We start from the raw sequence: 25,195 nt of genomic DNA, 5'->3' as shown, positions 1-25,195 counted from the left end.
AGAGCTCCAAAAGTCGTTGTGATTTTCGGAGCTTTTGTTTATAATAAATCAATACACTTAGGAGGTTGCCTATGCTACTAGAAGAATTTGAAAACACCAAGGCCGTGATTGAGCCAGAGGATTTATTAACGGTCAAAGGTGAGATTGGGATTACGGAAATTTGTGATACGATTATCATGCCCTTTTCAGGAACCTTGTTTCGTTTAATTACAGAGCAGGATGGTGTTTACCAAGGTGGTTATAAGTCTAATATCAATGGCAAACATCCTTGGTACATTTATGAGCATAAGGGCAAAAAGGTGGCTGTGATGAAGGCGCTTCTTGGTGGGCCAGCTTTAGTTGGAACCTTGGAAGAGTTGAAAGTATCTGGCTTTAAAAACTTTATTATTTTTGGAACTTGTGGTGTTTTGGATGGTGATTTGGAGTCCAATAAAATTATTTTACCGACGTCTAGTCTGCGTGATGAGGGAATCTCTTATCACTATGCGCCAACTTCTGAGGAGATTGGGTATTCAACTGAGCACATGGAGCACTTTGCAGCTATTTTGGATAATCACCATATTCCCCATACTCAGACCAAGGCTTGGACAACGGATGCCTTTTACCGTGAGACGCCAGAAAAGGTTAAACGTCGTATGGCAGCAGGAGCTCAGGTGGTTGATATGGAATGGGCTTCTGTGGCAGCTTGGGCGCAGTATCGTGCGGCTGATGTCTACCATTTCTTTTACACCTCAGACTATGTTGATGTGGATAATGGCTGGGATGCGCGTGATGGGCATGATGAGGATAACTTGCTTCGCTTCTTTGATGTAGCCTTAAAGATTGCGGAAGAGTTGTCATAATTTATTTTAAGGAGGTTAATGATGGTATCATTTCTAAAAAACTATTGGTCTTATCTGGTCATGATTGCCTGCGGCAGCTATTTAACGATTCATAATGTTTTGTTAGCTAAAACTTGGTTAGGATTGATTTGGTTGACGTTTACTTTGGTCAGTGGTGTTCGCTTTTACAAACAATATCAACAAGATAAAACTCATAGATAAAGATAGCCATTCAAAAGATATTACCAAATACTAAAAAGCCTAGAATCCGACTGATGGATTTTAGGCTTTTTAGAGAGTGATTATCTCTTTGCGTGTTTACCTTCCCTGTTCTAGCTTACTGGATAAATTGATTTTCTTGACATAATTAGAGAAAAAATCTTTTTTAAAATAGGTGGCATATAGTGTGTTAAGAATAAATAAGATGGATTCTTCAGTTGAGAAGTTTCCAATTTTTTTGAATTTATCTTCTTTGGTACATAGAAGAAAGGTTGTGTCAGCAGCTTCTTTGAGCAAATCTCCACTTTCACTGGTTAGGGCAATGATTTTTGTCTTCTTGGCTTTTAATAAAGGAATGTAGCGAAGGCTCTCCATGGTTTCAGAATTACCAGAATAAGAGATAATAATGGCAAGATCATCTTCTTGGAGCGACGAACTTGTTAACCCAAATTCTCCTGAATGTCCAATTTCAATAATTTTACCAATGGTGAGCATTTTCCGTCTGAAAAGATAGCCTAAATATTCATTGGGACTAAGGCCGAAGAGAACCACTCGTTTGGCTTTTTTGATTAAGTCTGCTGCTTTATCGAGATCTTCTGGTCTAATCTTATCAGCAGTGTCTTGAATGCTTTCTTTTTCAACAGTTGCAATTTTTTGGATGATAGAAGCAAGGTCATCATCTTCGTTAAAAGGAAGATTGTGGTCAACATCTGAATAGTGCGTATCAGAATAATAACGTTCGGATAGCAGAGCAGGGAGAAAATCGGTCCATCCTTTGTAACCGAGAGATTGAGCAAAACGAACTAAACTAGCTTTTGAGGTAAAGGTTGCGGTAGCTAGTTCTTCCAGTGAAAAATGTTCAATGGTGCCTAAGTTTTCTAATAGAAATGTTGCAATAACGGCTTTTGATGTTTGTCCATTGGCAGTATAATCTTTTATCGCTTGTAACATAGCACCTCCTTATTTCACTTCATTTCACGATTTGAGGCTATTTTGAGTGTTTTTTTGAAACCGTATTCCAAGTTTAGCAAAAAAGCTAGCCCTTGTCCAACAGCTGGGATATACTGAGGGTAAGAAATTACAAAAATGATTGCAGTAATTTAAAGGAGATTTTTTATGGCTAAGCAATATCATGAATTGGCAAAGAACATTATTACGCAACTAGGTGGTAAAAATAATATTGCTGATGTTTACCATTGTCAAACGCGTTTACGCTTTAAACTAAAAGAAGCGCAACTTGTCCAAAAAGAGGAATTAGAGCACTTAGATGGTGTTAGTATGTATTTGGTTAATGCTGGTGTTCACCAAGTTGTTATTGGAACGCATGTTAAGGATGTTTTTGAAGAAGTGAGTTTTATCTTATGGGAACTTTCTCAGGATGAAGGAGAGCAGGAAACATCGCCTTTTGTGCAACAAATCATTGATTTCGTAGCGGGTGCTTTTCAACCGGTGATTCCAGCACTTTCCGGGGCTGGAATGGTAAAGGCTGTCTTGGCACTTTTGATGGTTTTCAAAGTTATTGATAACACTTCTCAAACCTATGTCATGTTAAATACCTTTGCTGATGGTGTTTTTTATTTCTTACCATTGATTTTAGCTGTTACAACGGCTCAGAAATTAAAAGCTAATCCTATTTTAGCAGTAGGTGTGATTGCAATGATGTTACATCCTAACTGGATTAATTTGGTAACAACAGGCGAAGCAGTCAGATTTTTCAATGTGATTCCGTTTACCTTAGCAACTTATACGTCATCGGTTATTCCGGCTATTCTGGTTGTTTTTGTGCAATCGTATGTTGAAAAATGGCTTAATCGGATAATTCCAAAATCTGTAGAATTAGTTTTTGTCCCCATGCTTACCTTTCTCATTATGGGAACTTTAGCTTTCTCTATTCTTGGACCAATTGGTGCTTTAATTGGGCAAGGGCTTGCGATGGTATTTACTTACCTGTCTGAGACAGCAAGTTGGTTACCAGCGGTTTTTATTGGAGGGCTTTTGCCAGTAATGGTAATGTTTGGGATTCATAATGGTATAGCCCCCCTGGGAGTTATGCAAATGGCTCAACTTGGATATGACAGTATTTTTGGGCCAGGGGCACTTTGCTCTAACATGGCACAAGCAACAGCTGCAGCAGTTGTTGCGATGAGAACAAAAGATAAAAAATTAAAACAAATAGCAACCTCAGGAGCTATTACAGGATATATGGGGATTACTGAACCAATTCTATATGGTGTGAGTCTTCCTAAAAAATACCCCTTGTATGCTTCAATGGCTGGTGGAGGCCTAGGAGGACTTTATGCGGGAATCATGCAAGTTCACCGTTTTGCAACAGGGTCTTCAGGTTTGCCAGCGGTCTTGCTATATATTGGCGATAATACCATGTTTTTCTTCGTTAATATTTTAATTGCGATGGGGATTACGATTGTGTCAACTGCAATCATCACTTATTTCTTGTCCCTTCGTTTTGAAAAAGTTAGCATTGAAGAACCTGCTACAAAAACTCTTACCATTGCTGATACAACTGTCGTCACTCCTATCTCAGGTCGTGTGATTCCTTTGAATCAGGTTTCAGATCCTGTTTTTGCTTCTGAAGCTTTAGGGAAGGGATTCGCGATTGAACCGGATAGTGAACTAGTAACAGCGCCATTTGATGGAACAGTAATGACAGTATTTCCAACCAAACATGCTATTGGTTTGGTATCGGATAGTGGTGTGGAACTGCTTATCCATATTGGATTAAATACGGTTGAATTAAATGGACAATTTTTTGAAACCTACGTTTCAGAAGGGGAATATGTTAGCCAGGGGCAAAAGCTGATTAGTTTTGAGTTGGATAATATTACAGAAGCTGGTTATGGGACACAAATTCCTGTGGTTGTAACCAATACGGCAAGTTTTTCACAGATTGATCAAGTGGCAGATGGTCAAAAAAGTACAGGTGAACTTGTCCTCGAAGTTAGAGTGTAACCTATTTATTTTCTTATATTCACAAGGAGATAAACTGATTAAAGTAGAAGGAGAGAAGATTAGATGACATTACCTACGCATTTTTTATGGGGTGGTGCGACAGCTGCTAATCAAGCAGAAGGTGGTATTTTTGAAGGTGGTCGAGGTCTCACGAATACGGACTTGATGCCAATTGGTGAAGATCGCAAAGCCATAGCTTTTGGGAGCTTAGATAATCTAGAACGTCGCTCCGATTATTTCTATCCAAGTGAAGAAGCCATTGATATGTACCATCATTACATGGAGGATATTGATTTATTGGCGCAAATGGGCTTAAAAGCTTATCGGATGTCAATTTCTTGGACACGCATTTTCCCAAATGGAGACGATGCATTGCCTAATGAAGCAGGTTTGCGTTTTTATGAGGCTATTTTTAAAAAATTACGAGAGCATCAGATTGAACCATTGGTAACCTTAGTTCATTTTGATGTACCAGTAGCTTTGATTAAAAAATTTGGTGGTTGGAGAGATCGTCGCATGGTGGCTGCCTATGTCAATTATGCACAGACCGTTTTTACGCGTTATAAAGGGCTAGTCAAGTATTGGCTAACAATCAATGAAATCAATATCTTACTGCATCAACCTTTTGTTGGTGGAGGCTTGATATTTAAAGAGGGAGATGACATTGAAGCCCTCAAATATCAAGCTGCCCATCATCAGTTAGTAGCGTCAGCTTTGGCAACTAAAATTGCCCATGATATTGATGAGAACAATCAGGTCGGTTGTATGCTTGCAGGAGGTAGTCACTACCCTTATAGCTGTCGACCAAAGGATTATCTGGAGGCGATTCATCGTGACAATGGGGAATATTTCTTTATTGATGTTCAAGCAAGAGGTTATTATCCTAGCTATGCTCTCAAGAAATTAGAACGTGAAAAGATCACCTTATCTGTTGAACCAAAGGATGAGCGTATTTTAAAAGAAAATACTGTGGATTTTGTCTCTTTCTCTTACTATTCTTCACGGACGGTATCCGGGTATGATGAGGATTATGCCACTACAACTGGGAATCTTTTTAAATCTATCAAAAACCCCAATCTCCCTTCAACAGACTGGGGTTGGCAAATTGATCCTCTTGGGCTTAGATCATCTCTTAATATGCTTTATAATCGTTATCAAAAGCCTCTCTTTATTGTGGAAAATGGCTTGGGTGCTAAAGATATCCCTAATGAAACTGGCTATGTAGAGGATGATTATCGGATTGATTACACGCGCCAGCATATTGAAGCCTTTAAGGATGCTGTAGAGATTGATGGTGTCGAACTAATGGGATACACAACTTGGGGGATTATTGACGTAACTGCCGCATCAACTGGCCAAATGAGTAAGCGCTATGGTTTTATTTATGTCGACCGTGACGACGAAGGCAACGGTACACTAGTAAGAACGCCTAAAAAATCATTTTATTGGTATAAGGACGTCATTGCAAGTAATGGAGAAGTGCTATAATGAAGAAAGAAGGTGACATGATGCGTCGGTATCACAAGGCTTGGACCGTTTTAGCTGTTTTATGTGGACTTGCCGCAGCAGCTATTGGAGTATCGATTAACACCTCAGGAGTCTTTTATACAGTGGTTTCTGAAGATTTGGGAATGCTAAGAGGTGCCTTTGCTTTCCACATGACCATATTTTCTTTAGTGACTGCGATTAGTGCCTTATTTGTACCAAATTTACTAAGTCGCTATCCTTTAAAACTAGTTTTAACCTTTTCTGTTGTTATGGCGGTTTTAGGAACAGCTTTAATGGCTATCTCAAGTCATCTATGGCAGTTTTATATTTTAGGAGCCATTCGAGGGTTTTCAACAGGTATGTTTTCAATTGTAACAATCACGTTGATTATTAATCAGTGGTTTAAAGAAAAAAACGGGTTGGCTACGAGTATTGCGTTAGGATTTTCTGGGTTAGTGGGTACTGTATTTTCACCTATCTTTTCAGGGGTTATTGTCCATATAGGGTGGCGAGGAGCTTATGGTTTTGAAGCGCTACTGATTGGCTTGCTTTGCCTACCGGCTATTCTTTATCCTTTTACGATGACTCCAGAAGATGAAGGTAGTGAAACTTATGGAAAACAATCATTGAAAAACGATCAAGTTATTATGTCTCAGGATAAGAATCCGTCAACAGGTCTTTTATTAGGAGCTTTATTAGTCTTTGCCAGCTTAATCGGATTTATGTCGAGTATGACCCAGCATTTACCAGGATATGCTGCAAGCGTTGGGTTATCGGTGACCTTAGGAGCTAGCCTTTTATCAATGGGGATGCTAGGTAATATTATTTCTAAGTTGGTGATTGGCGCTTTAAGTGACCGCTTCGGGTCCTTAAAAGCAACCACTGTTCTGCTGGCGCTAGCACTTTTAGGGAATCTGCTATTGATGCAAACACAGTTAACGGTTTTCTTATTATTGGCAGCATTTCTTTTTGGATCTTGTTATGGCTTAGGCAGTGTATCACTAGCGTTAGTAACGCGCGATATTTTTGGAGATGAAGCCTATGGGAAACGATTCCCGATTATTTCCTTCGCGGGGAACTTGGGTGCGGCTTTAGCTTTTTCAATCATTGGTTACATTTATGATTTTACAGGAAGTTACTTTCCGACACTGATAGTGCTTGTTGTCTTTCTTTTGATCAGCACAATAAGTTTATTTTCAGCTTTTTATAGGAGAAAAATGGTAAGGGAGAAATGAGATGAAATTATCATATAGTTCGCATGGACAAGCCATGCCTTTTGCAACAGAAAAAATTACCCAAGAAGCGTTTGTGGCTATATCGCACACGGAGATTCGTTGGTTAGGTAATGCCAGTATCTTAATTAATAGTTGCGGTCACATTATTTTAATTGATCCGATTTTAGATGGATTTGATATGCCTTTACTAATTGATCTGCCGATTGAAAGCACAGCCATTCCAAAGGTTGATAGTCTACTGATTAGTCATATTGATGGTGATCATTTAAGTTTTGAGACTCTGGCAAATATCAAAACGGTTACTAAAGCTTATTATGCACCTCCTTATGTCTCAGAGGTCATGATAGAAAAAGGTTACCCAACACAAGAGTGTTCACTAGGGCAGCCATTTCCGATAGGCAATACTCTTGTCACTCCAACACCAACCAAGCACAACTGGCAAAATGGATTGGAAAAATATAAGTACCGTGAGTGGCGTGAGGAAGAGTATTTGGGTTACTGGATGGATACGCCAGATGGTGCTATCTGGTTACCGAGTGATTCACGTTTGCTTCCGGAGCATTTAAATATGCCTGATCCAGCCGTTATTCTGTTTGATTTTAGTGATAATGATTGGCATATTACTTATGAAGGTGCTGTTAAATTAGCTAATACTTACCCTAAAGCGGAATTAATTTGTATTCACTGGGGAAGTGTCGATGCTCCTGATTGGAATACATTTAATGGAAATCCGGAAAAATTATTGACGGATGTTGTTAATCCAGAAAGGGTACATGCGTTAAATGTGGGACAAAGATTGGTTTTAAAAAATAAAGTGGTTAGTCTGTAAGAAGTTATCTGCTTGAACTCAATTCAAACCTTGTTATGATGTTGGAGGAAATTATGGAATACACAAAATTCTGAAATACTGGATTAGAAGTATCAAAAATCTGTCGTGCTTGTATGAGCCTTGGCGATGCCAGTCAAAGCTTTCGTTGGAAATGGTTGCTTGATGAAGAAAAATCACGTGTGATTATTAAAAAAGCCTTGGATATGGGAATTAATTTTTTGACACTACAAATGTTTATGGTAAAGGGACTAGTGAAGAATATTTAGGGCGTGCTTTGCATGATTTTGCAGATCACAACGAAGTTGTTATGGCGACAAAAGTGTTTTTCGGATATGGTCTCCATGAGGGGAAAATATAAAAGGTTTATCACGAAAGTCAATTATTAATCAAGTAGAGGCGAGTTTGAAGCGTTTAGGAACAGATTATATTGATATCCTTTATATTCATCGTTGAAACTACTATTACGCCAATTGAAAAACAGGCACTTGATATAATGAAAAGGACAGATTTTAAGAATTTGTCGAAAACAGACGTCTTGAGTATCGCGTCCAAATCAAGTGAACTACGGTCGGATGTTGCAAAAGAAGTCATTGCACAGTTTCCTGAGTTTGTAAAATTCATTCAGTCATCCATGTCCGAGTACAAGGATATCTTGGGAAACATAATTTCAAGCGATGATGAGAGCATAAAGCAGGTTTACGCAACAGCTGATAAGGAATTGGATATCTCGACAGATAGCCGAAAGCAGTTCTATGATTTTGCAGAAAAAGTACACGCTGACTTAAGTAAGTGCTTGGATAATCCGGAATTGAGTGCCAAGGAACGAGAAGCCATTCTTGAAAAAAATGGAAATTCTGAAAACTGTAAGCTAAAAGGATACTGAGATTAGTTCGCAGGAAACAGAAACGGTTCGTATGGTTGACAAGAAGGATTCGGAGAAGCGGCAGTTTAATAGGGGTATTGTAAAAATCGCAAGTTCTGTCCTTGTAGCGGGGTTAGTGGTAGGAGTAAGTGTACTTGGTGGCAATGTGAATATTAAACTTAAACTACCGAAAAAATAAAAGAAGCGAGGATGAAAGAAGGGGCAGACCGATAACAACCTTTATTTATGTTGATGTCTGTTGACGGCAAAATCAGCACGGATACTTCGGCCGAATTGGATGTAGATAAGGACTTCCTTAAGATAACCGGAGTAGCGGAAGGGTTGCATCAATACTATGAAATTGAACAATCCACGGACTTATGGTCTTTTAACACGGGTCGAGTATAGGCTAAGATTGGTATTAGTGAAAAGCTGCTCCCATCAAAAACGCCGGTATCATTTGTACTGTTGGATAATCACCATCTGACGGAAAATGGTGTAAGGTATTTCTGCGCACGTTCAAAGTAGGCGGTGGTTATAACATCCGATCCGAAACAGCTGGATTTTTCTGTAAAAGAGGATAATCTACACATTATTCTTCAAGAGCAAATCTCGCTGAAAGAGGCTCTTGAAATTCTAAATAAAGATTATGGCTGTGACAGATTGACAGTACAGTCGGCAGGAACTGTAGATGGATTGTTCCTACGTGGAAAGCTATTTGACTTTGTCGATATCGTTGTGGCTCCGATACTGATTGGTGGAAAAGACACCTCCGCTTTAATTGATGGACAGTCTTTGAAATCTAAAAAAACTATTCAATTTGGGTGTGTTAAAGATGATCGAATGTACTGCTTTGGAGGATTCCTATATAAGATTGCGATACTAGGTGATTGGCTAATTATTCGGGTTCTACAAGGAGAACGCTATGTACGCACAGGCAGCGATAAAACCGAATACTTTACTCTGTAACGGTGCATACGGCATCGTTATGAGGAATGTGCAAAAATGCACCTGTGCGGGTGCATCGTTAAGGGGTAGAAATTCCGCTTCATTATGTTGTATCAAATTAGACACGGCAACAGAGGTTACCTTAGGTACGGACGGCATACCTATTTAGATGAATTGTACTTGCCACATCAGATTGTGGGAGCTTTATAACATCATTAATGATCTATCTACTCATTGTATGGGTAGTTCATTTATTATTAGGAAAGAATTACCCTCGTATTTTTGTGTGAGGGTCTCTTTGTGGTATAATGAAAGCATTAGATAAACGAAGAGAGTATGAGTATGACGATTAAGATTTACGATACCATGACCCGTAGTTTACGTGAGTTTGTCCCCTTGGAAGAGGGCAAGGTTAAGATGTATGTCTGCGGTCCAACGGTTTACAATTACATTCACGTAGGAAATGGGCGGAGCGCTGTAGCTTTTGATACCATCCGTCGTTATTTGGAGTATAGAGGTTTTGAGGTGACTTATGTGTCTAACTTCACCGATGTGGATGACAAGATTATCCATGGCGCAGCTAGAGAAGGTCTTACGACTAAGGATTTTTCAGACAAGTACATTGCGGCTTTTATGGAAGATACGGCTGCGCTGGGTATCAAACCTGCTACTAAAAATCCTCGTGTCATTGACTATATGGACGAGATTATTGCTTTTGTGGCTGACCTTTTGGAAAAAGGCTTCGCTTACGAGTCAGAAGGAGATGTCTATTTCCGTGTGGAAAAATCAGCTGATTATGCTAAGTTAGCCAATAAAACTCTAGCCGATTTGGTCTTGGGAGCCAGTGGACGTACAGATGAGGAAACCGATCGCAAGGAAAGCCCTGTGGATTTTGCCCTCTGGAAATCTGCTAAGGCAGGCGAAGTGTCTTGGGAAAGTCCTTGGGGAGCCGGTCGTCCAGGCTGGCATATTGAATGTTCGGTTATGGCAACTGAAATTTTAGGCGATACCATAGATATTCATGGTGGTGGAGCCGACCTTGAGTTTCCACACCATACGAATGAAATTGCTCAGTCAGAGGCCAAAACTGGCCACAAATTCGTCAACTACTGGATGCACAATGGCTTTGTCAATGTGGATAATGAAAAAATGTCCAAATCTCTTGGTAACTTCATTACGATTCATGATGCTTTGAAAACTGTTGATGGGCAGGTCTTGCGTTTCTTCCTTGCTATACAGCAATACCGCAAACCAATTAACTTTACTGAAAAAGCCATTCATGATGCGCAAGCTAATTTGAAGTATTTAAAAAATACCTACGAACAGCCTTTCACAGGTCAAGTAAACGCAGACGAATTAGTTGATTTTGTCGCTAAATTTACGGATGCTATGGACGAAGATTTCAACACCGCAAATGGGATTACTGTCGTCTTTGAAATGGCGAAATGGATTAACTCAGGGAACTATGATAAAAGCGTCAAAGTTGAATTAACAAAAATGTTAGAGGTCTTTGGGATTGTCTTTAAAGAAGAAGTCTTGGATACAGATATTGAGCGCTTGATTGAGGAACGCCAAGCAGCGCGTGCTAATCGTGATTTTGCCACAGCGGACCGCATCCGTGATGAATTGGCAACACAAGGAATTAAACTCCTTGACACCAAAGACGGAGTGAGGTGGACACGTGACTAATCTGGATGTCAATTTGATCAATGGTATAGCGCTCGCATTTGAAGGCGATGCGGTGTATTCCTTGTACGTTCGCCGTCACTTGATTTTCCAAGGTCAGACCAAGCCCAATCAACTGCACCGCCTAGCGACAAAATATGTGTCGGCCAAGGCACAGGCAAGCCTCATCACGGCTATGCGGGAAGCGCAGTTATTGACTGAAAAAGAAGAAGAAATCTACAAGCGTGGGCGTAATGCTTCAACCCACACTAAGGCAAAAAATACGGATGTCATTACCTATAAGATGTCCACAGGATTTGAAGCAGTTCTAGGCTATCTACACATGACTGAGCAAATTGAACGCCTAGAAGAACTGATTAACTGGTGTATTGAGGTGGTTGAAGAGGAGGGAAGATGATTTCATTTTTCAAAAATATGTTGGGAGGTCAAGAAGATTATCTTGAATTTGATAACTTTAATTTTAAATTAATGATTATCCAAGAGCTCATGTATGAACAGGAAGTTCTGACACCGAAGTTTGATGTCTACGAATATGCTAAGCAAGTTCCTGTTGATTTCGAAGCGACCTACGATGTTGTGGCACCAGAAGTTAAGGACTATTTTGAAGCTTTCAAAATTCCCAAACGACTAGCAAAATATGTTAAAAAGCTCTATTTAGATGGCGGTAATGACATTTATTTGCAGCTAATGCCCTATGGCGATGGTGAGGGAGATGAATTTGATGTTGTGGTTGTCTCTGAAAGAGAACTAAATCAGTTTAAGAAGTTGACTGTCATTGATGCTCAGTCAGTGAATTATTTTTCACCAAAAGCTACGGCTTATTTACGCAGTCAAGGCATTACAGTAACAGAATATCAACATGAAGTAAAAAAGAATTGAAATTTTCAATTCTTTTTTTGCTTTCTTACGAATAATAAGATAAGGGGGCGAAATCGTCCGATTGTTATATTGCGAGGAGAAAATCTATGTCATACAAACGTTTATCAGCTAAAGTGCTTTTAGGAATTGCCTTGTTTGGGCTATGTGGACAACAATGTGCTCAAGCAGAAGATATTGTGACTGAAGTTGGACAAAATATTGAGGCGCCGTATGGTTTAGCTATTGCTGTTAGTAACACCCTACGTTCTGAACAACCCATTGTGGATGTTGTTGTCAATTTGCCTCAAAAATTTGATACAGCTAAGGTAGTCACTGTTGAGTTACGTAATTTGGTCGGGGAGGTGATGAATACCTTGGATTACACGGTACCTAAAGGGGAACGTCGTTTTACTTGTTGGTTTGGTTTGGAAGGTTTAAAAGAGGATAGTTACCATGTAACGGTTAGTCTTCCAGATGGACCAGTAACGCATTCAGGTTATTCAAAAGGAGTTACATACACACCAACGACTCTGCCTAATGCAAGCTCGACAAAAACCTCAGCTCCGCAGTTGCCTTCAGAAAATGCCAGTCAGAATACGTCCAAGTCAGCAACCGCTACATCTCTCCAAACACAACAACCGTCAATTAGGCAAGGAGAGTTATCTAACAATCAAGATGTGACGACTGTAGCTTCAGAATCAAATCTGTCTAAGACGGATGAGTCCTCTAGTCAATCTGTTAAACAGGCCTCAGCTTCACAAAAAACAGGAATCAATCTCGCAGATCGAATGCCTGAGTCATCAGAAGAGAAAGGTTTTTCTAAAATAGTTTTAGGTACTCTGATTGTTACTGGTATCGGATTTGTGAGCACTTTAGTCTACTTCATAAAAAAACGTTGATTGTATATAGTGATAGGTTTAATTACAGTCGTATGATTTCTTTTCAAAGAAAAGCGTAGCTGAATGATAGTGTAGAAGGATAGAAGTTAATGTAAAGAGATGTTTTGACTTTAGAGTTGAAATGTCTTTTTGACTGTTTAGACAATTCTATTGATATGTAAGGAAACAAAGCGATAACAGTCAGTATTATTTGGATAGGAAATTCAAATAAACCCCTGCACGTGTGCTATAATTCATGCTATAATGAAGACATGAAAGAAAAGAAACAACAAGAATTAACAGATATCGTTTATGGCGTTCACGCTGTCACTGAAAGTTTACAAGCAAATACTGGTAACAAACTCTACATCCAAGATGACCTTCGTGGCAAAAATGTGGATAATATTAAAACGCTAGCTACTGAAAAAAAAGTGTCTATTTCTTGGACACCTAAAAAGACCTTGAATGAGATGACCAATAATGGCATTCACCAAGGTTTTGTACTACGAGTAGCAGAGTTTTCGTATGCAGAATTATCTACGATTATGGAAAAAGCAGAGCAGGAAGAAAATCCCCTCATTCTGATTTTGGATGGATTGACAGATCCGCATAATTTGGGGTCAATCTTGCGAACAGCTGACGCTACAAAAGTAGCAGGTGTCATTATCCCTAAACACCGTGCGGTTGGTGTTACTCCAGTTGTTGCCAAAACTTCAACAGGGGCTGTCGAATATGTACCGATTGCGCGTGTGACCAATCTCAGTCAGACCTTGGACAAACTAAAAGCGGCTGGTTTTTGGATTTTTGGAACAGACATGGACGGAACGCCATCTCATAAATGGAACACCTTAGGTAAGCTCGCCCTCATCATTGGCAATGAAGGCAAAGGTATTTCTGCTAATATCAAAAAACAAGTGGATGAGATGATTACTATTCCCATGGATGGGCATGTACAGAGCTTAAATGCGAGCGTCGCAGCAGCCATTCTTATGTATGAGGTGTTTAGAAATAAACAATAGGGGCAACAGAGGAGGCAATCCATGAAAAAGAAACTTATGCTAGTTGATGGTTATAATATGATTGCCTTCTGGCAAGAGACTAAGCAGGCATTTAAAACTAATCAATTAGACGAAGCACGAAACATTTTGTTGCGTAAACTCAATAACTACGCTAATTTTGAACAAATTGACATCACCTGTGTGTTTGATGCCCAGTATGTTCCTGGCAATCGTCAACGCTATGATCAGTATAAAGTAGAAGTCATTTTTACTGAAGAAAATGAGACTGCGGATGATTACATTGAACGCATGGCAGCAGAATTAAACACTGCCTTGAACCTTGTTGAAGTAGCGACTAGTGACCTCAATGAACAGTGGACCATTTTTGCGCAAGGATGTTTACGTGTTTCTGCTCGTGAATTAGAACAACGGGTTAACACGGTTAAATCAGATTTGGACAAACTGTCTGCACAAATTGACTTGAAAAAACCTCGATTATCAGCGATTGCAGATGACCAGATGACGCAGTTGAAAGACTTGTTGCATTCATTAGGTGATTAGGACATAGTGACCTTGACTTTGCAGCAGCATTGAGGTTATTAGTCTAGCTATCAAAAATAAAAGACGATATGTCAAAAGAGGCTGGGAAAAGTCTTAAAATAGTAAATGGCTTAGGATCAACGTCTTCAAAAACGTTGATCCTAAACCACTTTTTTTATTCACATTTCAACAGAAAGGCTGAAATCTGAGTTTCCCCAGCCTTTTTGTTTATTTTAAGATAATCACGCCGTCTTCGATTTTAAAAGGTTCAGCAATGTTGATGCGGTCGTAGAACATAACACCGTTGAGGTGGTCAATTTCGTGCTGAACAACGATGGCATTGTAACCTTTGAACTTGACTTTGTGTTTTTCCCCATTTTTATCAAAATATTCGACAGTGATACGGGCGTGACGAGGGACGTAACCTTCAATAACGCGATCAACAGATAGGCAGCCTTCTCCATCGGCCAGCGCAGCTTGTTGGATAGAGTGGGCCACGATTTTAGGGTTGTACATAATGGCTTGTAAACTGTAAGCTTCAGTCGGAGGGTTTCCTTCTTCGTCTTCTGGATTTGGGACGAGACAAGCAATAATGCGTTTTGACACATCTAATTGCGGAGCGGCCAAACCAACCCCTCCACGGAGTCCCATTTTTTCAGCCATCACAGGGTCTTGGGAGTTTTTCAAAAATTGCATCATTTTTTCCCCAAGAATGATATCATTATCACTCAATGGCAAAGTAACTTCAGCAGCTTTTTCACGAAGAGTCGGATGACCTTCGCGAATAATATCATCCATGTTAATCAAGTGACTAGCTTTGATTAATTTATCTTGTGCAGTCATAATAAAATACCTAGAGCCTGTTATTTTTTCGTGTTGACTAGAAAAGATTGAAAGAATAACTGATTTAGGCTCATAATCCTTTCCGTTCTAACAATTTCTTAATAATTCTATCACAAAAAAAGATATAATAAAAGCAAAGACAGATAGACGAACGATTGGTGGATTTTAAATAAAAAAGTTCATAAATATTGTAAATATTCCCTTTTTTTTGTTATACTTTAATTTAAAAAATAACGAAAAGGTGTATTATGTCTAAAGATAAAGTTCTTATTGATCACGGACACGTGGAAGAAAAGCATGATGACATGCTCTATAAAATCGAAGATCATCCACCGCTTGGTGTGTCGGTGGTTCTAGCGCTCCAGCACATTTTAGCAGCTTTTGCAGGGATTATTGCAGTGCCACTTGTTGTAGCTGGTGCGATTGGACTATCAGTGGAAGATACGGCTGTCATGGTTTCTGCGACCATTTTTGTAGCAGGCTTGACTACCATTTTGCAGTCTCGTGGTTTGGGAGCTATTGGGTCTCGTGTGTCAGGAATGATGGGGACTGACTTTACTTTTGCGAATCCTGCTATTAGCGTTGGTGCTAAGTTTGGGATTGCAGGGATTGTTGGTGCGACTATTGCAGGTTCTTTGGTGGAAATTGTACTGAGTCGCTTTGTTAAGCCTCTGATGAAATTTTTCCCACCGTTGATTACAGGAACAGTAGTTTCTCTTATAGGTATTACCTTACTACCAGTCAGTATGGACTGGGCAGCTGGTGGTTCTGGTTCGGCAGACTATAGTTCTGTTGAGAATGTAGGCATTGCTTTTGCTGTCATGGTATTCACCCTTGCTCTCAACCACTATGGAAAAGGGATGTGGTCAACAGCTTCTGTTTTTATCGGTATGCTTTTTGGCTACGTGCTCTGTATCGCTCTTGGGAAAGTGGATTTATCAGCCGTTGTGGACGCGTCTTGGTTTGCCATTCCAAATGTTCTTCGCTATGGTGTAACATTTGATTTTTCATCAATTTTATCCTTTATTCCAGCTTATGTCGTTTCATTAATTGGTACGGTTGGTATCATAATGGCTATCGGTGAGGCATCGAACGAGAAAATCTCAAGTGAGCGTGCTGCAAATGGCGTTCTTGCTGATGGTGTGGGATCTTTTATTGCGGGTATCTTTGGTGCAGGACCAAACACTGCCTTCTCGCAAAATGTTGGCTTGATTACCTTGACAAAGGTTGCTAGTCGTCATGTCATGATTATTGCGGGGGCTATTCTTGCCATCCTTGGAGTCTTTCCTAAACTATCTGCTCTGATTTCCATCATGCCTCAGCCTGTACTTGGTGGTGTTGGGGTTATCATGTTTGGCCTCGTGGCTGCTCAAGGGATTAAGACGCTTGCTACAATCAAAATTGGTGATCGCGAACTTCTTATTATCTCAGTTGCTTTTGCTCTTGGTATCGGTGTAACCGTTCGTCCAGAACTCTTAGCCAGCCTACCAACCCCAATTCATATGGTGCTTTCATCAGGTATCTCAACAGGGACTCTAGCAGCCTTGATTCTCAATGTTGTCTTAAAAGAAAAACATTAATGATTTTGAGGTTGGGACAAAAATATCTCAACCTTCTTTTTTGATAGCAATAACAGATTGACGCAGTGGTTGATTGGAGGTCTGCAACTGGACACTTCTTCATTTTCAAGTGTCCACCTCAAATAGTCCACTGTATTATTTGAGTACCATACAATCGTTAGCGGCCATCCTATACGAATGTGATGAACATCGTTCATCTTATTTCCAACCTCCAAAGATCTCCCAGACCTTCGGAGCTGTGCGGAGGTGGGAGTGAAAGTGCCCAGTGGACAGTTTCAGCCTGAGCTTAGAAATCAGAGAGCGAAGGGAAGTCAAGACTTCGGAATCATGACTTCTGTCCCACTCTATTTTTCTATGGGAAATAGCAGAGCTACTCTACCAGTTTTTCCAAAACTATCAGTTGACGAAGCTCAGCCATTTTGCTAAAATATAAAGGTCTATAAGACAAATAACTTCTTCTTGGTTGTAGGAATGCCAACCTGCCACTCGGATGAAGCCAAATAAAAAGGAGAACTATCATGGCAATCTCAAAAGAGAAAAAAAATGAAATCATTGCACAATATGCACGTCACGAAGGTGACACAGGTTCAGTAGAGGTTCAAGTTGCTGTCCTTACTTGGGAAATCAACCACCTAAACGACCACATCAAACAACACAAAAAAGACCACGCTACATACCGTGGCTTGATGAAAAAAATTGGTCACCGTCGTAACCTTTTGGCTTACCTTCGCCGTACAGATGTTAACCGTTACCGCGAGCTTATCGCTTCACTCGGTCTTCGTCGTTAATTTTAGGATTAAAACTTCCCCGGCGTCGTTAAGGCTTCTTGATGAACTTCAGTTCTATTATCCATCGTCACCTTGCCTAGCTGGATAAACGTTTTATCACCTAAAATCTGAGCCCCTCACTTTTGTGGGGAGTTTTTATTTTGGTTAAGTGTCGTAGGCCGTAGGCGGGTTTAAATAGGTGACTCTGCTTCAAGGGATGTCTTTTTAGGTTCTCGGAATAAACTTGATGACTCACTAGGATTTTAACTAGCGTTCGAAAAGTATACTGCTTAAAAAGGATATTTCTTCGACATCCTAGTTTGTGCTTAACGTGCGCTAGTTGAGATGAAGTTTTATCACCTAAAATCTGACATCCTCACTTTTGTGGGGAGTTTTTACTTTTGAGAGTGTAATAGGGCGTATTGATTGTTTCTATAAAAATTCTTTGACGAATAGGAATTTTTAGCGTAAAATAGTAAAGAATATTAAATTAGGGATAGGCTGTGCTTTGTCTCTTAAAAAGGAGAATACCTTTGGAATTAGATGTATTTGCTGGACAAGAAAAAAGTGAATTGTCAATGATTGAAGTGGCGCGTGCTATTTTAGAAACACGTGGTCGCGGAGACGAGATGTATTTCAATGACTTGGTTAATGCCATTCAAAATTATTTAGAAAAATCAGATGCTGCTATTCGTGAAGCTTTGCCATTTTTTTACTCAGACCTAAATACTGATGGTAGCTTTATCCCGCTTGGTGAAAACAAATGGGGCCTTCGTTCATGGTACGCCATTGATGAAATCGATGAAGAAATCATTAGTCTTGAAGAAGATGATGAAGATGCACCAAAACGCAAGAGAAAACGTGTTAATGCCTTTATGGATGGTGATGAAGATGCCATTGACTACTCTGATGATGATCCAGAAGATGAAGATTATCGTACTAATCACGAAAGTCTTGAGTATGACGAGGATAACCCAGATGATGAAAAATCAGAAGTGGATTCTTATGACTCAGAATTGAATGAAATCATCCCGGATGAAGATTTGGATGAGGATGTTAACATCAATGAAGAAGATGATGACTACTCTGAAGATGAAGAAGTAGAAGAATAATTTTGTTGCAAGCTAGAGGAAACTCTGGCTTTTTCGATTTTTTTGGTTGAAGAGTTCAGGAGAAAGTAGTATAGTAAGATCACCTATCAAATAGAAAGAGGTTGAAAATGAAAAAGATTTATTCAGCTAAAATGATTAACACTGGTGGACGTACAGGAGAAGTTCATTCTCCAGATAATAGCTTTCAGTTACAGATTGTTCAACCAGGACAACGTGTAGAAGGTGCGACTAATCCAGAACAATTGTTTGCAGCTGGTTATAGTGCTTGCTTCAACAGTGCTCTTAGCTATGTTCTATCTAGTCATGGCGTAACAGCTGAAGCAACAATTACAGCAACAGTATCGCTCTTTAACCTTAGCGTCAGCAATGTTCCAGACGTCCAACTTGGTGTTGAACTTGAAGGACACATTGAAGGTGTTAGTTTAGAAGATGCGCAAGCTTATCTTGAAGAAGCGCACCAAGTTTGTCCATACTCACGAGCTACCAAAGGAAATATTGAAGTGACTGTTAAAGCGGTCTAATAACTGATGATAAGCATTATGTAACAGAACGACATTCTGGTGATAGATTAATGATATAAAGGGATGTGTCTAATTTCTAAAAATCAGACAGTTTACCATGATTGCTAGTCACTAGTAGGATCTAACCTCAGTTGGTATGACTGAGGTTTTTCTGTGTTTCGGTAAATTTCAAGTTCAAGTTAGCCACTCTGTAAAAACTCTTTAGGAGATTTATAATGGAATAGTTTCTTTGGATAGTTGTTAATCCAGTTTTCAATAAATGCGACTTGTTGTTGAGTCGCATTTTTGCTTCCCTTAGGCAACCAACGCCGGATGAGTCTATTATGATTCTCATTAGTTCCACGCTCCCAAGAAGAATACGGGTGGGCATAGTAGATATGAGCAGGGTCAAAAACTTCTGCTAAACGACTGAACTCATCCCCGTTATCAGCTGTGATAGAGTTCATTTGATAATCCCTGAGGATTGCTTTCAGAGCTTGATTGACTGAAGACGCGGACTTATCGGGAAAGAGTCGAATGATTTGATAACGACTCTTTCGATCGGTTAGAGTCAACAGACACTCGTTTTTTGCCCGTGTTTGAATAACCGTATCACTTTCAAAATCGCCGATATTCTCACGCTTATTAATGCTTTCTGGTCGTTCCTCAATAGACTTTCCAGCTGGCTTAAAATTGGGACTAGCATGCTTTTTCTTAGCTTTCTCTTGTCGAGGATAAAGCATATCAGCCTTGGTCAATCCTAAGTGGCCATGATGAATCCAGTAGTAAATAGTGGAGATGGGAACAGGTATCCCTTTTGACTTTACCATCATCTCGGGAGAGTATTTCTGTTTGATGTAGTGAGTTATCTTTTCTTTGAGTCCCTTGGTTAGGGAGAACTGTTTAACAGAACGTTTACGATTGTTTTGATAGGCTTTTTGAGCGAAGTCAGCTGAGTAGATCACTTCAAATTTTCCTTTACGCACTTGTTGTCTAACCTGACCACGTTTGACTTCGTTGTGAATGGTTTGAGGAGCTTTAGCCAATCTCCTAGCAATTTCACGATTTGAGAGCCCTTCTTGAAGCCAACGTTCAATCATTCTACGTTCAGTTAGTGTCAAATGTTTACTTTTTGGTGTATAATAGTTTTGCATCTCAGAGTCTTTCTAATTGTTGTTGTGGTGACTACAATTATATCTCTCTGAGATGTTTTTTGATACCCTTAGGTGGCTAACTTCATTTTAGAACTTTTCTTTTCTGTGTTTCTCTGTTTCAAATGCGTTTTCTATATAAAATAGTTCACTCAAAGTGTCGGAATGTGCTATAATATTAAGGATTGAAAACTATACAGGAGAAAACAATGTCTAACGAAATTCGTGTACGTTATGCACCAAGTCCAACTGGACTACTGCACATCGGGAATGCCCGTACGGCCCTTTTTAATTACCTCTATGCTCGTCACCACGGCGGGACTTTCATCATCCGTATTGAAGACACAGACCGTAAGCGTCATGTGGAAGACGGCGAACGCTCGCAGCTTGAAAACCTACGTTGGTTAGGGATTGATTGGGATGAGAGTCCAGAAACGCATGGAAACTATCGTCAGTCAGAACGTTTGGAGCTTTATCAAAAATATATTGACCAACTCTTAGCAGAAGGAAAAGCCTACAAATCTTATGTGACGGAAGAAGAATTAGCAGCTGAGCGTGAGCGTCAAGAAGCAGTAGGGGAAACACCGCGTTACATCAATGAATACCTTGGAATGTCTGAAGAAGAAAAAGCAGCCTATATCGAAGAACGTGAGGCAGCAGGTGTGGTTCCAACAGTTCGTTTGGCTGTCAATGAAGCTGGTATCTATAAATGGAATGACATGGTCAAAGGTGACATTACCTTTGAAGGTGGAAATATCGGTGGTGACTGGGTTATCCAGAAAAAAGATGGTTACCCAACTTATAACTTTGCCGTGGTGATTGATGACCATGACATGCGTATTTCACACGTTATCCGTGGTGATGACCATATTGCTAACACGCCAAAACAATTGATGGTGTACGAAGCACTTGGTTGGGAAGCGCCAGAATTTGGTCACATGACTCTCATCATCAATTCTGAGACAGGTAAAAAACTCTCAAAACGCGACACCAATACTCTTCAATTTATTGAAGATTACCGTAAAAAAGGTTACTTGCCAGAAGCAGTCTTCAACTTCGTTGCCCTTCTTGGTTGGAACCCAGGCGGTGAAGATGAGATTTTCTCTCGTGAACAATTGATAGAGCTTTTTGATGAAAATCGTCTGTCTAAATCACCAGCAGCCTTCGACCAGAAGAAATTGGACTGGATGAGCAATGATTACCTTAAAAATGCTGATTTTGAGACTGTATTTGAACTTTGCAAACCATTCTTGGAAGCAGCAGGTCGCTTGACAGACAAGGCTGAAAAATTAGTTGAACTTTACAAACCACAGTTGAAATCAGCGGATGAAATCGTTAACTTGACAGATCTCTTCTTCGCTGATTTCCCAGAATTAACTGAGGCAGAAAAAGAAGTGATGGCAGGTGAAACAGTTCCAACAGTCCTTGAAGCCTTTAAAGCTAAATTAGAAGCTCTATCTGATGAGGAATTTGTGACAGAAAACATCTTCCCACAAATTAAGGCTGTCCAAAAAGAAACAGGTATCAAAGGGAAAAACCTCTTCATGCCAATCCGTGTTGCGGTTTCGGGAGAAATGCATGGCCCAGAATTACCAGATACGATTTTCTTGCTTGGTCGTGACAAAGCGATTAAACATTTGGATAACATGCTAAACAGCTTATAATCTTAATAGCTCACCTAGCAAACTGGGTGAGTTTTTGCTATAATTGTGAAAAAAGTATAAAGAAAGTGTACTCTAATGACAGAATTATTTCCTTATCGTTCCATGAATTTGTATCAAAATTACTTTGAAGCGAGTCAGGCTTATCCTCATTGTGAGATTATTTTTGATCAACCTGCAATAGCTTTTCCTGAATTGGGGACAGAGACGACTTATCGGGCTAGCCATAATGCCATCGTTAGGCGTGCGAAACAGCTGGCGCACCTTGGAATAAAAAAATCAGATAAGGTGATTATTTTTAAAGGCCAGGGCTTTGACACTTATATGTTGGCTGTTGCAGTCACTTATCTTGGTGCGGTTCCGGTTATGGTGTCTTATCATTTTAATAGCCCAGTCATTTCAGTCTTTGCGGATCGCCTAGAAAATCCTTTTATCATTTTTGATGATGTGACGGCAGCTGTTGTGACTGATGTTGAAAACATTTCTGATCATCATAAGATTTCGATTGCAAAATTGTTGGAAGCTGATGCTCTTGAAGTATCTTTTAGTCCGCTTTCAGATGATCAGATTGCTTACATCACACATACTTCTGGGACGACTGGAATTCCTAAATTGATTTGTCACTCGGCAAATACTATGGGGTGGCGTACTAAATATCAAAAAACAATCCTAAATCATATGCCAGAACGCCGTATTGTAGGATTCCATATCTCACCAGTGCATTCACGTTTTAATATCGGAATGTCCTCTTTGATGATTATGGGCTTCCCGCTTCTTACTTTGGCAAATGCTGACCGAGAAACGGTTGAACGTCTCTTTCTCAAGTACCAGCCCCAAGCTGTTGAAACTCACCCAAATCAATTTGTACAGTGGGCAACAATCGCGCGTGAACACCCAGCAGTTTTTGCAAAGACAAATTATTATCATTCAACCTTTGATGCCATTAACAACGCGACCATGTTGGCTTTTCTAGAAGCATCTGACAATGCGCAAGCCATTTTCCTTCAAATATACGGTCAAAGTGAGTGTGGACCAATGATCTTAAAACCTCATACAAGAGAAAGCTTGAAACATTCAAATGCCCGTGATATGGGTGTTGGCTTGGGAGAATTGACCAAAGCGCGCATTACTGATGACAAGGGAAATCCTTTGCCGGTTGGTCATTCTGGGCACATCCAACTCTTTTCAAGAGGACGTGCGCTGACCTATTTCAAAGAAGACCAGCGTTTCCAAGATAATGTTTATGGAGGCTGGTGGGATAGTGGCGACTATGGTTGTATGGATGAAGATGGACACCTTTTCCTAAAGGATAGACAGGTTGACCTTATTGATCAAATCGATAGTAACCTCGCACTTGAAGATATGTTATTGGATAAACTGACTTTCTTAGCAGAGGTTGTACTGGTTCGTGATCAACATGGTAAACCTCAGCCTTTTATTGCTTTGGAAAAAGGCAGAGCAATGGATATGGATGCTTGGTGGCAGGCAGTATCAGAACTTCCGTTCTTGAATGCTCCGATTCTTCTTGATTATGACGAGCTACCACGTACGGCAACCATGAAAATTCAACGATTACAATTAGAAAAAGACTTAAAAGAAGGAAAATACCAACTTAGTTAATAGTAAAAAGGCACTCGGTTAACAAACCGGTGCCTTTAATGATTATATCGTTGAATGCATTAGTTGCAACTACGGCAAGTTGAAAGCAGTGATGTATTACAACGAATTCAAGTGGCTATAAATTGCTATTTTTGACAACAGGGCTGTATTTCACAGCAACAAGCGTTGCGACAATTGCTTTTAGAGTGTCTCCTGGGATGAAGGCTAGGTTTGCCCAGAGTGCGGCATCTAGTGCCATTTCAGTCATATGCGCCAGCCAGATTGCTCCCAAAACATCGACGAATAAAACCCCACCAAGCCAAATAATAACAAATGTTAGAATGGGATTCTTATTAGGAAGTTTTGCCAATCCAGCTCCGATTAAAAGTGGGACACCAATCCAAGAGATGACATAACCTGCTGTTGGTCCCATAAGAACTGGAATAGTATTGCTACCTCCAGAGAAAGCAGGAATAATCATTCCCAAGAGGAGGAATAGCAGGACAGCGATAGTACCACGCTTGGCGCCTAATAGAACTCCTGCTAACATAATAGCAAGGTTTTGTAGAACAATAGGTACAGGGATGAACCCTAGTGGAATACCAGGGATATTGCCCAGAATGATGATTAGAGTAGCCATCATTGCGATGTAAACTAAATCTCTTGTTTTGGTTGACATAAAACTAAACTCCTTTAAAATAAATAGAATAATGTGCTTTACAATTTGGATTAAAAGGATGATGACAGTTGGGGCAACTACCAGTTTGATAGCCTATAAAATCTAAATAAGTCATACAGTTACCGCACAGAATTGGCTTACCACTAGTGACATCGGAAGCTTGAGAACGATGATTTTCCAAACTATCATGACAATGATAACAAGCATAGTAATGTTGACAAGTAGCGCACTTTAATGCTACTACATCACAGGATGTATGGTAATGATGACAACGTCCAGCTGAATCTAAATCAAGTCCTTTAATCTCCATAAGTCATAGTTTAAAGGTTTTTCTCTTTTGTGTCAACCTAAAATTAAATAACGGTTAACAAAAAAACAAAAAGAAAACCTCTGCAAAGATGATGCATGCAGAGGGAGGATTAGTTTTTGAATGTAGTTATTATTTGGTTGTTAATTTGCGAAATGATAATATCCGCGGAGTTTTCATAAGATTTGTAATATGTTTCATACTGTTGCCGCCTTGCGAGATGTGTTTGTAAGACAAAGTCAGCGTGTCGGCCACGGACTTTGGTGTCACGCTCGAGACGACGGTTTAATTCAGTCTCTTCGTCTGTTACCAATGCGATGCTCAGGTCAAAAAGTGCCTCATTTAAAAAGCCGGCAGACATTCCCTCGATAATGAGGATAGGCTTACTTCCTTTAAGAATACGGCTAGGCGTCCAAGGCTCATCAATGGTTAAGATGTCCATTCCCATTTGTAAGGCTGTGATGTCTCTTTTTAGGCTATTAAGCTCGTGAGATACAGGCATGCTAGCAGTCACTTTTTGATTGGGAAAGTCCTTTGAAGAAAGGCTCTTTGTCAACTGTAGTGGGTTGCCCCATTTAACACCGAGAGAGGACAGGACTTGTCTTCTCTCGTTTTATGTTTATGGCAATGAAAATACGAGTTTTGAAGTTTTCAAAGTTTCTGAAAC

25 protein-coding genes and 2 pseudogenes are annotated in these 25,195 nt (G+C 39.8%); 21 read left to right on the top strand and 6 right to left on the bottom strand.

Annotation, left to right across the window (positions count from 1 at the left end; translation table 11 throughout):
- Positions 1–71 precede the first annotated feature (71 nt).
- On the top strand, positions 72–842 hold the full coding sequence (locus GZ996_RS06595; RefSeq protein ID WP_156806882.1) for a nucleoside phosphorylase: 771 nt from the start codon (positions 72–74) through the stop codon (positions 840–842).
- A 21-nt stretch (positions 843–863) separates the two neighbouring features.
- Positions 864–1,043 (top strand): hypothetical protein, encoded by a 180-nt coding sequence (locus GZ996_RS06590; RefSeq protein WP_162011641.1) that lies wholly within the window; start codon positions 864–866, stop codon positions 1,041–1,043.
- Positions 1,044–1,139: 96 nt separating this feature from the next.
- Here the strand turns inward: GZ996_RS06590 and GZ996_RS06585 are convergent, their stop codons facing one another.
- Positions 1,140–1,991, bottom strand: a complete 852-nt coding sequence (locus GZ996_RS06585) for a MurR/RpiR family transcriptional regulator (protein WP_162011640.1) — start codon at positions 1,989–1,991, stop codon at positions 1,140–1,142.
- 165 nt (positions 1,992–2,156) lie between these two features.
- Here GZ996_RS06585 and GZ996_RS06580 point away from each other — a divergent pair, with 165 nt between their 5' ends.
- The 13 genes and pseudogenes from GZ996_RS06580 to GZ996_RS06520 all read left to right on the top strand — a co-directional run bounded on the left by GZ996_RS06580 (position 2,157) and on the right by GZ996_RS06520 (position 14,350).
- On the top strand, positions 2,157–4,007 hold the full coding sequence (locus tag GZ996_RS06580) for a beta-glucoside-specific PTS transporter subunit IIABC (protein ID WP_162011639.1): 1,851 nt from the start codon (positions 2,157–2,159) through the stop codon (positions 4,005–4,007).
- Positions 4,008–4,070: 63 nt separating this feature from the next.
- On the top strand, positions 4,071–5,495 hold the full coding sequence (locus tag GZ996_RS06575) for a 6-phospho-beta-glucosidase (RefSeq protein ID WP_162011638.1): 1,425 nt from the start codon (positions 4,071–4,073) through the stop codon (positions 5,493–5,495).
- Entirely contained in the window at positions 5,495–6,730 is a 1,236-nt protein-coding gene (locus GZ996_RS06570) for an MFS transporter (RefSeq protein WP_238386411.1), read from the top strand. The genes GZ996_RS06575 and GZ996_RS06570 overlap by 1 nt, the downstream gene beginning before the upstream one ends.
- Position 6,731: 1 nt before the next feature.
- On the top strand, positions 6,732–7,559 hold the full coding sequence (locus GZ996_RS06565) for an MBL fold metallo-hydrolase (RefSeq protein WP_162011637.1): 828 nt from the start codon (positions 6,732–6,734) through the stop codon (positions 7,557–7,559).
- Between the two features lie 113 nt (positions 7,560–7,672).
- Positions 7,673–8,009, top strand: a pseudogene (locus GZ996_RS06560) (aldo/keto reductase); the annotation flags it as partial.
- Entirely contained in the window at positions 7,987–8,442 is a 456-nt protein-coding gene (locus tag GZ996_RS06555; protein ID WP_238386410.1) for a hypothetical protein, read from the top strand. The pseudogene GZ996_RS06560 and the gene GZ996_RS06555, both read left to right, overlap by 23 nt.
- Before the next feature lie 510 nt (positions 8,443–8,952).
- A complete protein-coding gene (locus GZ996_RS11915) occupies positions 8,953–9,390 on the top strand; it encodes a dihydrofolate reductase family protein (RefSeq protein WP_238386409.1) in 438 nt (145 codons plus the stop codon).
- A gap of 321 nt (positions 9,391–9,711) precedes the next feature.
- Positions 9,712–11,058 (top strand): cysteine--tRNA ligase, encoded by a 1,347-nt coding sequence (gene cysS / locus GZ996_RS06545; RefSeq protein WP_338014796.1) that lies wholly within the window; start codon positions 9,712–9,714, stop codon positions 11,056–11,058.
- Positions 11,051–11,452, top strand: a complete 402-nt coding sequence (locus GZ996_RS06540; RefSeq protein ID WP_156806452.1) for a Mini-ribonuclease 3 — start codon at positions 11,051–11,053, stop codon at positions 11,450–11,452. Before cysS ends, GZ996_RS06540 begins: the two co-directional genes overlap by 8 nt.
- Entirely contained in the window at positions 11,449–11,934 is a 486-nt protein-coding gene (locus tag GZ996_RS06535) for a DUF6892 domain-containing protein (RefSeq protein WP_156806451.1), read from the top strand. The genes GZ996_RS06540 and GZ996_RS06535 overlap by 4 nt, the downstream gene beginning before the upstream one ends.
- Positions 11,935–12,020: 86 nt before the next feature.
- Entirely contained in the window at positions 12,021–12,812 is a 792-nt protein-coding gene (locus GZ996_RS06530; protein WP_161979925.1) for a hypothetical protein, read from the top strand.
- 251 nt (positions 12,813–13,063) lie between these two features.
- On the top strand, positions 13,064–13,810 hold the full coding sequence (gene rlmB / locus GZ996_RS06525) for a 23S rRNA (guanosine(2251)-2'-O)-methyltransferase RlmB (RefSeq protein WP_156806449.1): 747 nt from the start codon (positions 13,064–13,066) through the stop codon (positions 13,808–13,810).
- A 21-nt stretch (positions 13,811–13,831) separates the two neighbouring features.
- Entirely contained in the window at positions 13,832–14,350 is a 519-nt protein-coding gene (locus tag GZ996_RS06520) for an NYN domain-containing protein (RefSeq protein ID WP_161979123.1), read from the top strand.
- 207 nt (positions 14,351–14,557) lie between these two features.
- On the opposite strand, the gene def is transcribed toward GZ996_RS06520, so the two are convergent.
- A complete protein-coding gene (gene def / locus GZ996_RS06515) occupies positions 14,558–15,172 on the bottom strand; it encodes a peptide deformylase (RefSeq protein ID WP_161979124.1) in 615 nt (204 codons plus the stop codon).
- A 248-nt stretch (positions 15,173–15,420) separates the two neighbouring features.
- Between def and GZ996_RS06510 the strand changes: the two genes are divergently transcribed.
- The 4 genes from GZ996_RS06510 (at position 15,421) to GZ996_RS06495 (ending at position 19,152) form a co-directional block, all read left to right on the top strand.
- A complete protein-coding gene (locus GZ996_RS06510; RefSeq protein WP_162011635.1) occupies positions 15,421–16,752 on the top strand; it encodes a nucleobase:cation symporter-2 family protein in 1,332 nt (443 codons plus the stop codon).
- A 518-nt stretch (positions 16,753–17,270) separates the two neighbouring features.
- On the top strand, positions 17,271–17,540 hold the full coding sequence (gene rpsO / locus GZ996_RS06505) for a 30S ribosomal protein S15 (RefSeq protein ID WP_018164109.1): 270 nt from the start codon (positions 17,271–17,273) through the stop codon (positions 17,538–17,540).
- Between the two features lie 512 nt (positions 17,541–18,052).
- Complete coding sequence (gene rpoE / locus GZ996_RS06500) at positions 18,053–18,631, top strand: DNA-directed RNA polymerase subunit delta (protein WP_156806445.1); 579 nt, start codon at positions 18,053–18,055, stop codon at positions 18,629–18,631.
- Between the two features lie 107 nt (positions 18,632–18,738).
- On the top strand, positions 18,739–19,152 hold the full coding sequence (locus GZ996_RS06495) for an organic hydroperoxide resistance protein (RefSeq protein ID WP_156806444.1): 414 nt from the start codon (positions 18,739–18,741) through the stop codon (positions 19,150–19,152).
- 179 nt (positions 19,153–19,331) lie between these two features.
- On the opposite strand, the gene GZ996_RS06490 is transcribed toward GZ996_RS06495, so the two are convergent.
- Complete coding sequence (locus GZ996_RS06490; RefSeq protein ID WP_162011634.1) at positions 19,332–20,285, bottom strand: IS30 family transposase; 954 nt, start codon at positions 20,283–20,285, stop codon at positions 19,332–19,334.
- 206 nt (positions 20,286–20,491) lie between these two features.
- Between GZ996_RS06490 and gltX the strand changes: the two genes are divergently transcribed.
- Together gltX and GZ996_RS06480 are read left to right on the top strand one after the other, a co-directional pair.
- Entirely contained in the window at positions 20,492–21,946 is a 1,455-nt protein-coding gene (gltX, locus tag GZ996_RS06485; protein ID WP_156806443.1) for a glutamate--tRNA ligase, read from the top strand.
- Positions 21,947–22,021: 75 nt separating this feature from the next.
- On the top strand, positions 22,022–23,563 hold the full coding sequence (locus tag GZ996_RS06480; RefSeq protein ID WP_162011633.1) for a class I adenylate-forming enzyme family protein: 1,542 nt from the start codon (positions 22,022–22,024) through the stop codon (positions 23,561–23,563).
- A 115-nt stretch (positions 23,564–23,678) separates the two neighbouring features.
- Here the strand turns inward: GZ996_RS06480 and GZ996_RS06475 are convergent, their stop codons facing one another.
- The 3 genes and pseudogenes from GZ996_RS06475 to GZ996_RS06465 all read right to left on the bottom strand — a co-directional run.
- Positions 23,679–24,221, bottom strand: a complete 543-nt coding sequence (locus GZ996_RS06475; protein ID WP_162011632.1) for a biotin transporter BioY — start codon at positions 24,219–24,221, stop codon at positions 23,679–23,681.
- A 4-nt stretch (positions 24,222–24,225) separates the two neighbouring features.
- A complete protein-coding gene (locus tag GZ996_RS06470; RefSeq protein WP_162011631.1) occupies positions 24,226–24,531 on the bottom strand; it encodes a CHY zinc finger protein in 306 nt (101 codons plus the stop codon).
- Between the two features lie 109 nt (positions 24,532–24,640).
- Positions 24,641–25,063, bottom strand: a pseudogene (locus GZ996_RS06465) (phosphoribulokinase); the annotation flags it as partial.
- Positions 25,064–25,195: the final 132 nt, after the last annotated feature.

This window comes from Streptococcus sp. S784/96/1 (genome assembly GCF_902729355.1).
Lineage (GTDB): Bacteria > Bacillota > Bacilli > Lactobacillales > Streptococcaceae > Streptococcus > Streptococcus caledonicus.
This window is presented reverse-complemented; position numbering and strand designations above follow the sequence as displayed.

Coding starts and splice junctions, on each gene's coding strand:
- GZ996_RS06595 (WP_156806882.1), top strand. CDS start 72: ATGCTACTAGAAGAATTTGAAAACACCAAGGCCGTGATTGAGCCAGAG.
- GZ996_RS06590 (WP_162011641.1), top strand. CDS start 864: ATGGTATCATTTCTAAAAAACTATTGGTCTTATCTGGTCATGATTGCC.
- GZ996_RS06585 (WP_162011640.1), bottom strand. CDS start 1,991: ATGTTACAAGCGATAAAAGATTATACTGCCAATGGACAAACATCAAAA.
- GZ996_RS06580 (WP_162011639.1), top strand. CDS start 2,157: ATGGCTAAGCAATATCATGAATTGGCAAAGAACATTATTACGCAACTA.
- GZ996_RS06575 (WP_162011638.1), top strand. CDS start 4,071: ATGACATTACCTACGCATTTTTTATGGGGTGGTGCGACAGCTGCTAAT.
- GZ996_RS06570 (WP_238386411.1), top strand. CDS start 5,495: ATGAAGAAAGAAGGTGACATGATGCGTCGGTATCACAAGGCTTGGACC.
- GZ996_RS06565 (WP_162011637.1), top strand. CDS start 6,732: ATGAAATTATCATATAGTTCGCATGGACAAGCCATGCCTTTTGCAACA.
- cysS (WP_338014796.1), top strand. CDS start 9,712: ATGACGATTAAGATTTACGATACCATGACCCGTAGTTTACGTGAGTTT.
- GZ996_RS06535 (WP_156806451.1), top strand. CDS start 11,449: ATGATTTCATTTTTCAAAAATATGTTGGGAGGTCAAGAAGATTATCTT.
- GZ996_RS06530 (WP_161979925.1), top strand. CDS start 12,021: ATGTCATACAAACGTTTATCAGCTAAAGTGCTTTTAGGAATTGCCTTG.
- rlmB (WP_156806449.1), top strand. CDS start 13,064: ATGAAAGAAAAGAAACAACAAGAATTAACAGATATCGTTTATGGCGTT.
- GZ996_RS06520 (WP_161979123.1), top strand. CDS start 13,832: ATGAAAAAGAAACTTATGCTAGTTGATGGTTATAATATGATTGCCTTC.
- def (WP_161979124.1), bottom strand. CDS start 15,172: ATGACTGCACAAGATAAATTAATCAAAGCTAGTCACTTGATTAACATG.
- GZ996_RS06510 (WP_162011635.1), top strand. CDS start 15,421: ATGTCTAAAGATAAAGTTCTTATTGATCACGGACACGTGGAAGAAAAG.
- rpsO (WP_018164109.1), top strand. CDS start 17,271: ATGGCAATCTCAAAAGAGAAAAAAAATGAAATCATTGCACAATATGCA.
- GZ996_RS06495 (WP_156806444.1), top strand. CDS start 18,739: ATGAAAAAGATTTATTCAGCTAAAATGATTAACACTGGTGGACGTACA.
- GZ996_RS06490 (WP_162011634.1), bottom strand. CDS start 20,285: ATGCAAAACTATTATACACCAAAAAGTAAACATTTGACACTAACTGAA.
- gltX (WP_156806443.1), top strand. CDS start 20,492: ATGTCTAACGAAATTCGTGTACGTTATGCACCAAGTCCAACTGGACTA.
- GZ996_RS06480 (WP_162011633.1), top strand. CDS start 22,022: ATGACAGAATTATTTCCTTATCGTTCCATGAATTTGTATCAAAATTAC.
- GZ996_RS06475 (WP_162011632.1), bottom strand. CDS start 24,221: ATGTCAACCAAAACAAGAGATTTAGTTTACATCGCAATGATGGCTACT.
- GZ996_RS06470 (WP_162011631.1), bottom strand. CDS start 24,531: ATGGAGATTAAAGGACTTGATTTAGATTCAGCTGGACGTTGTCATCAT.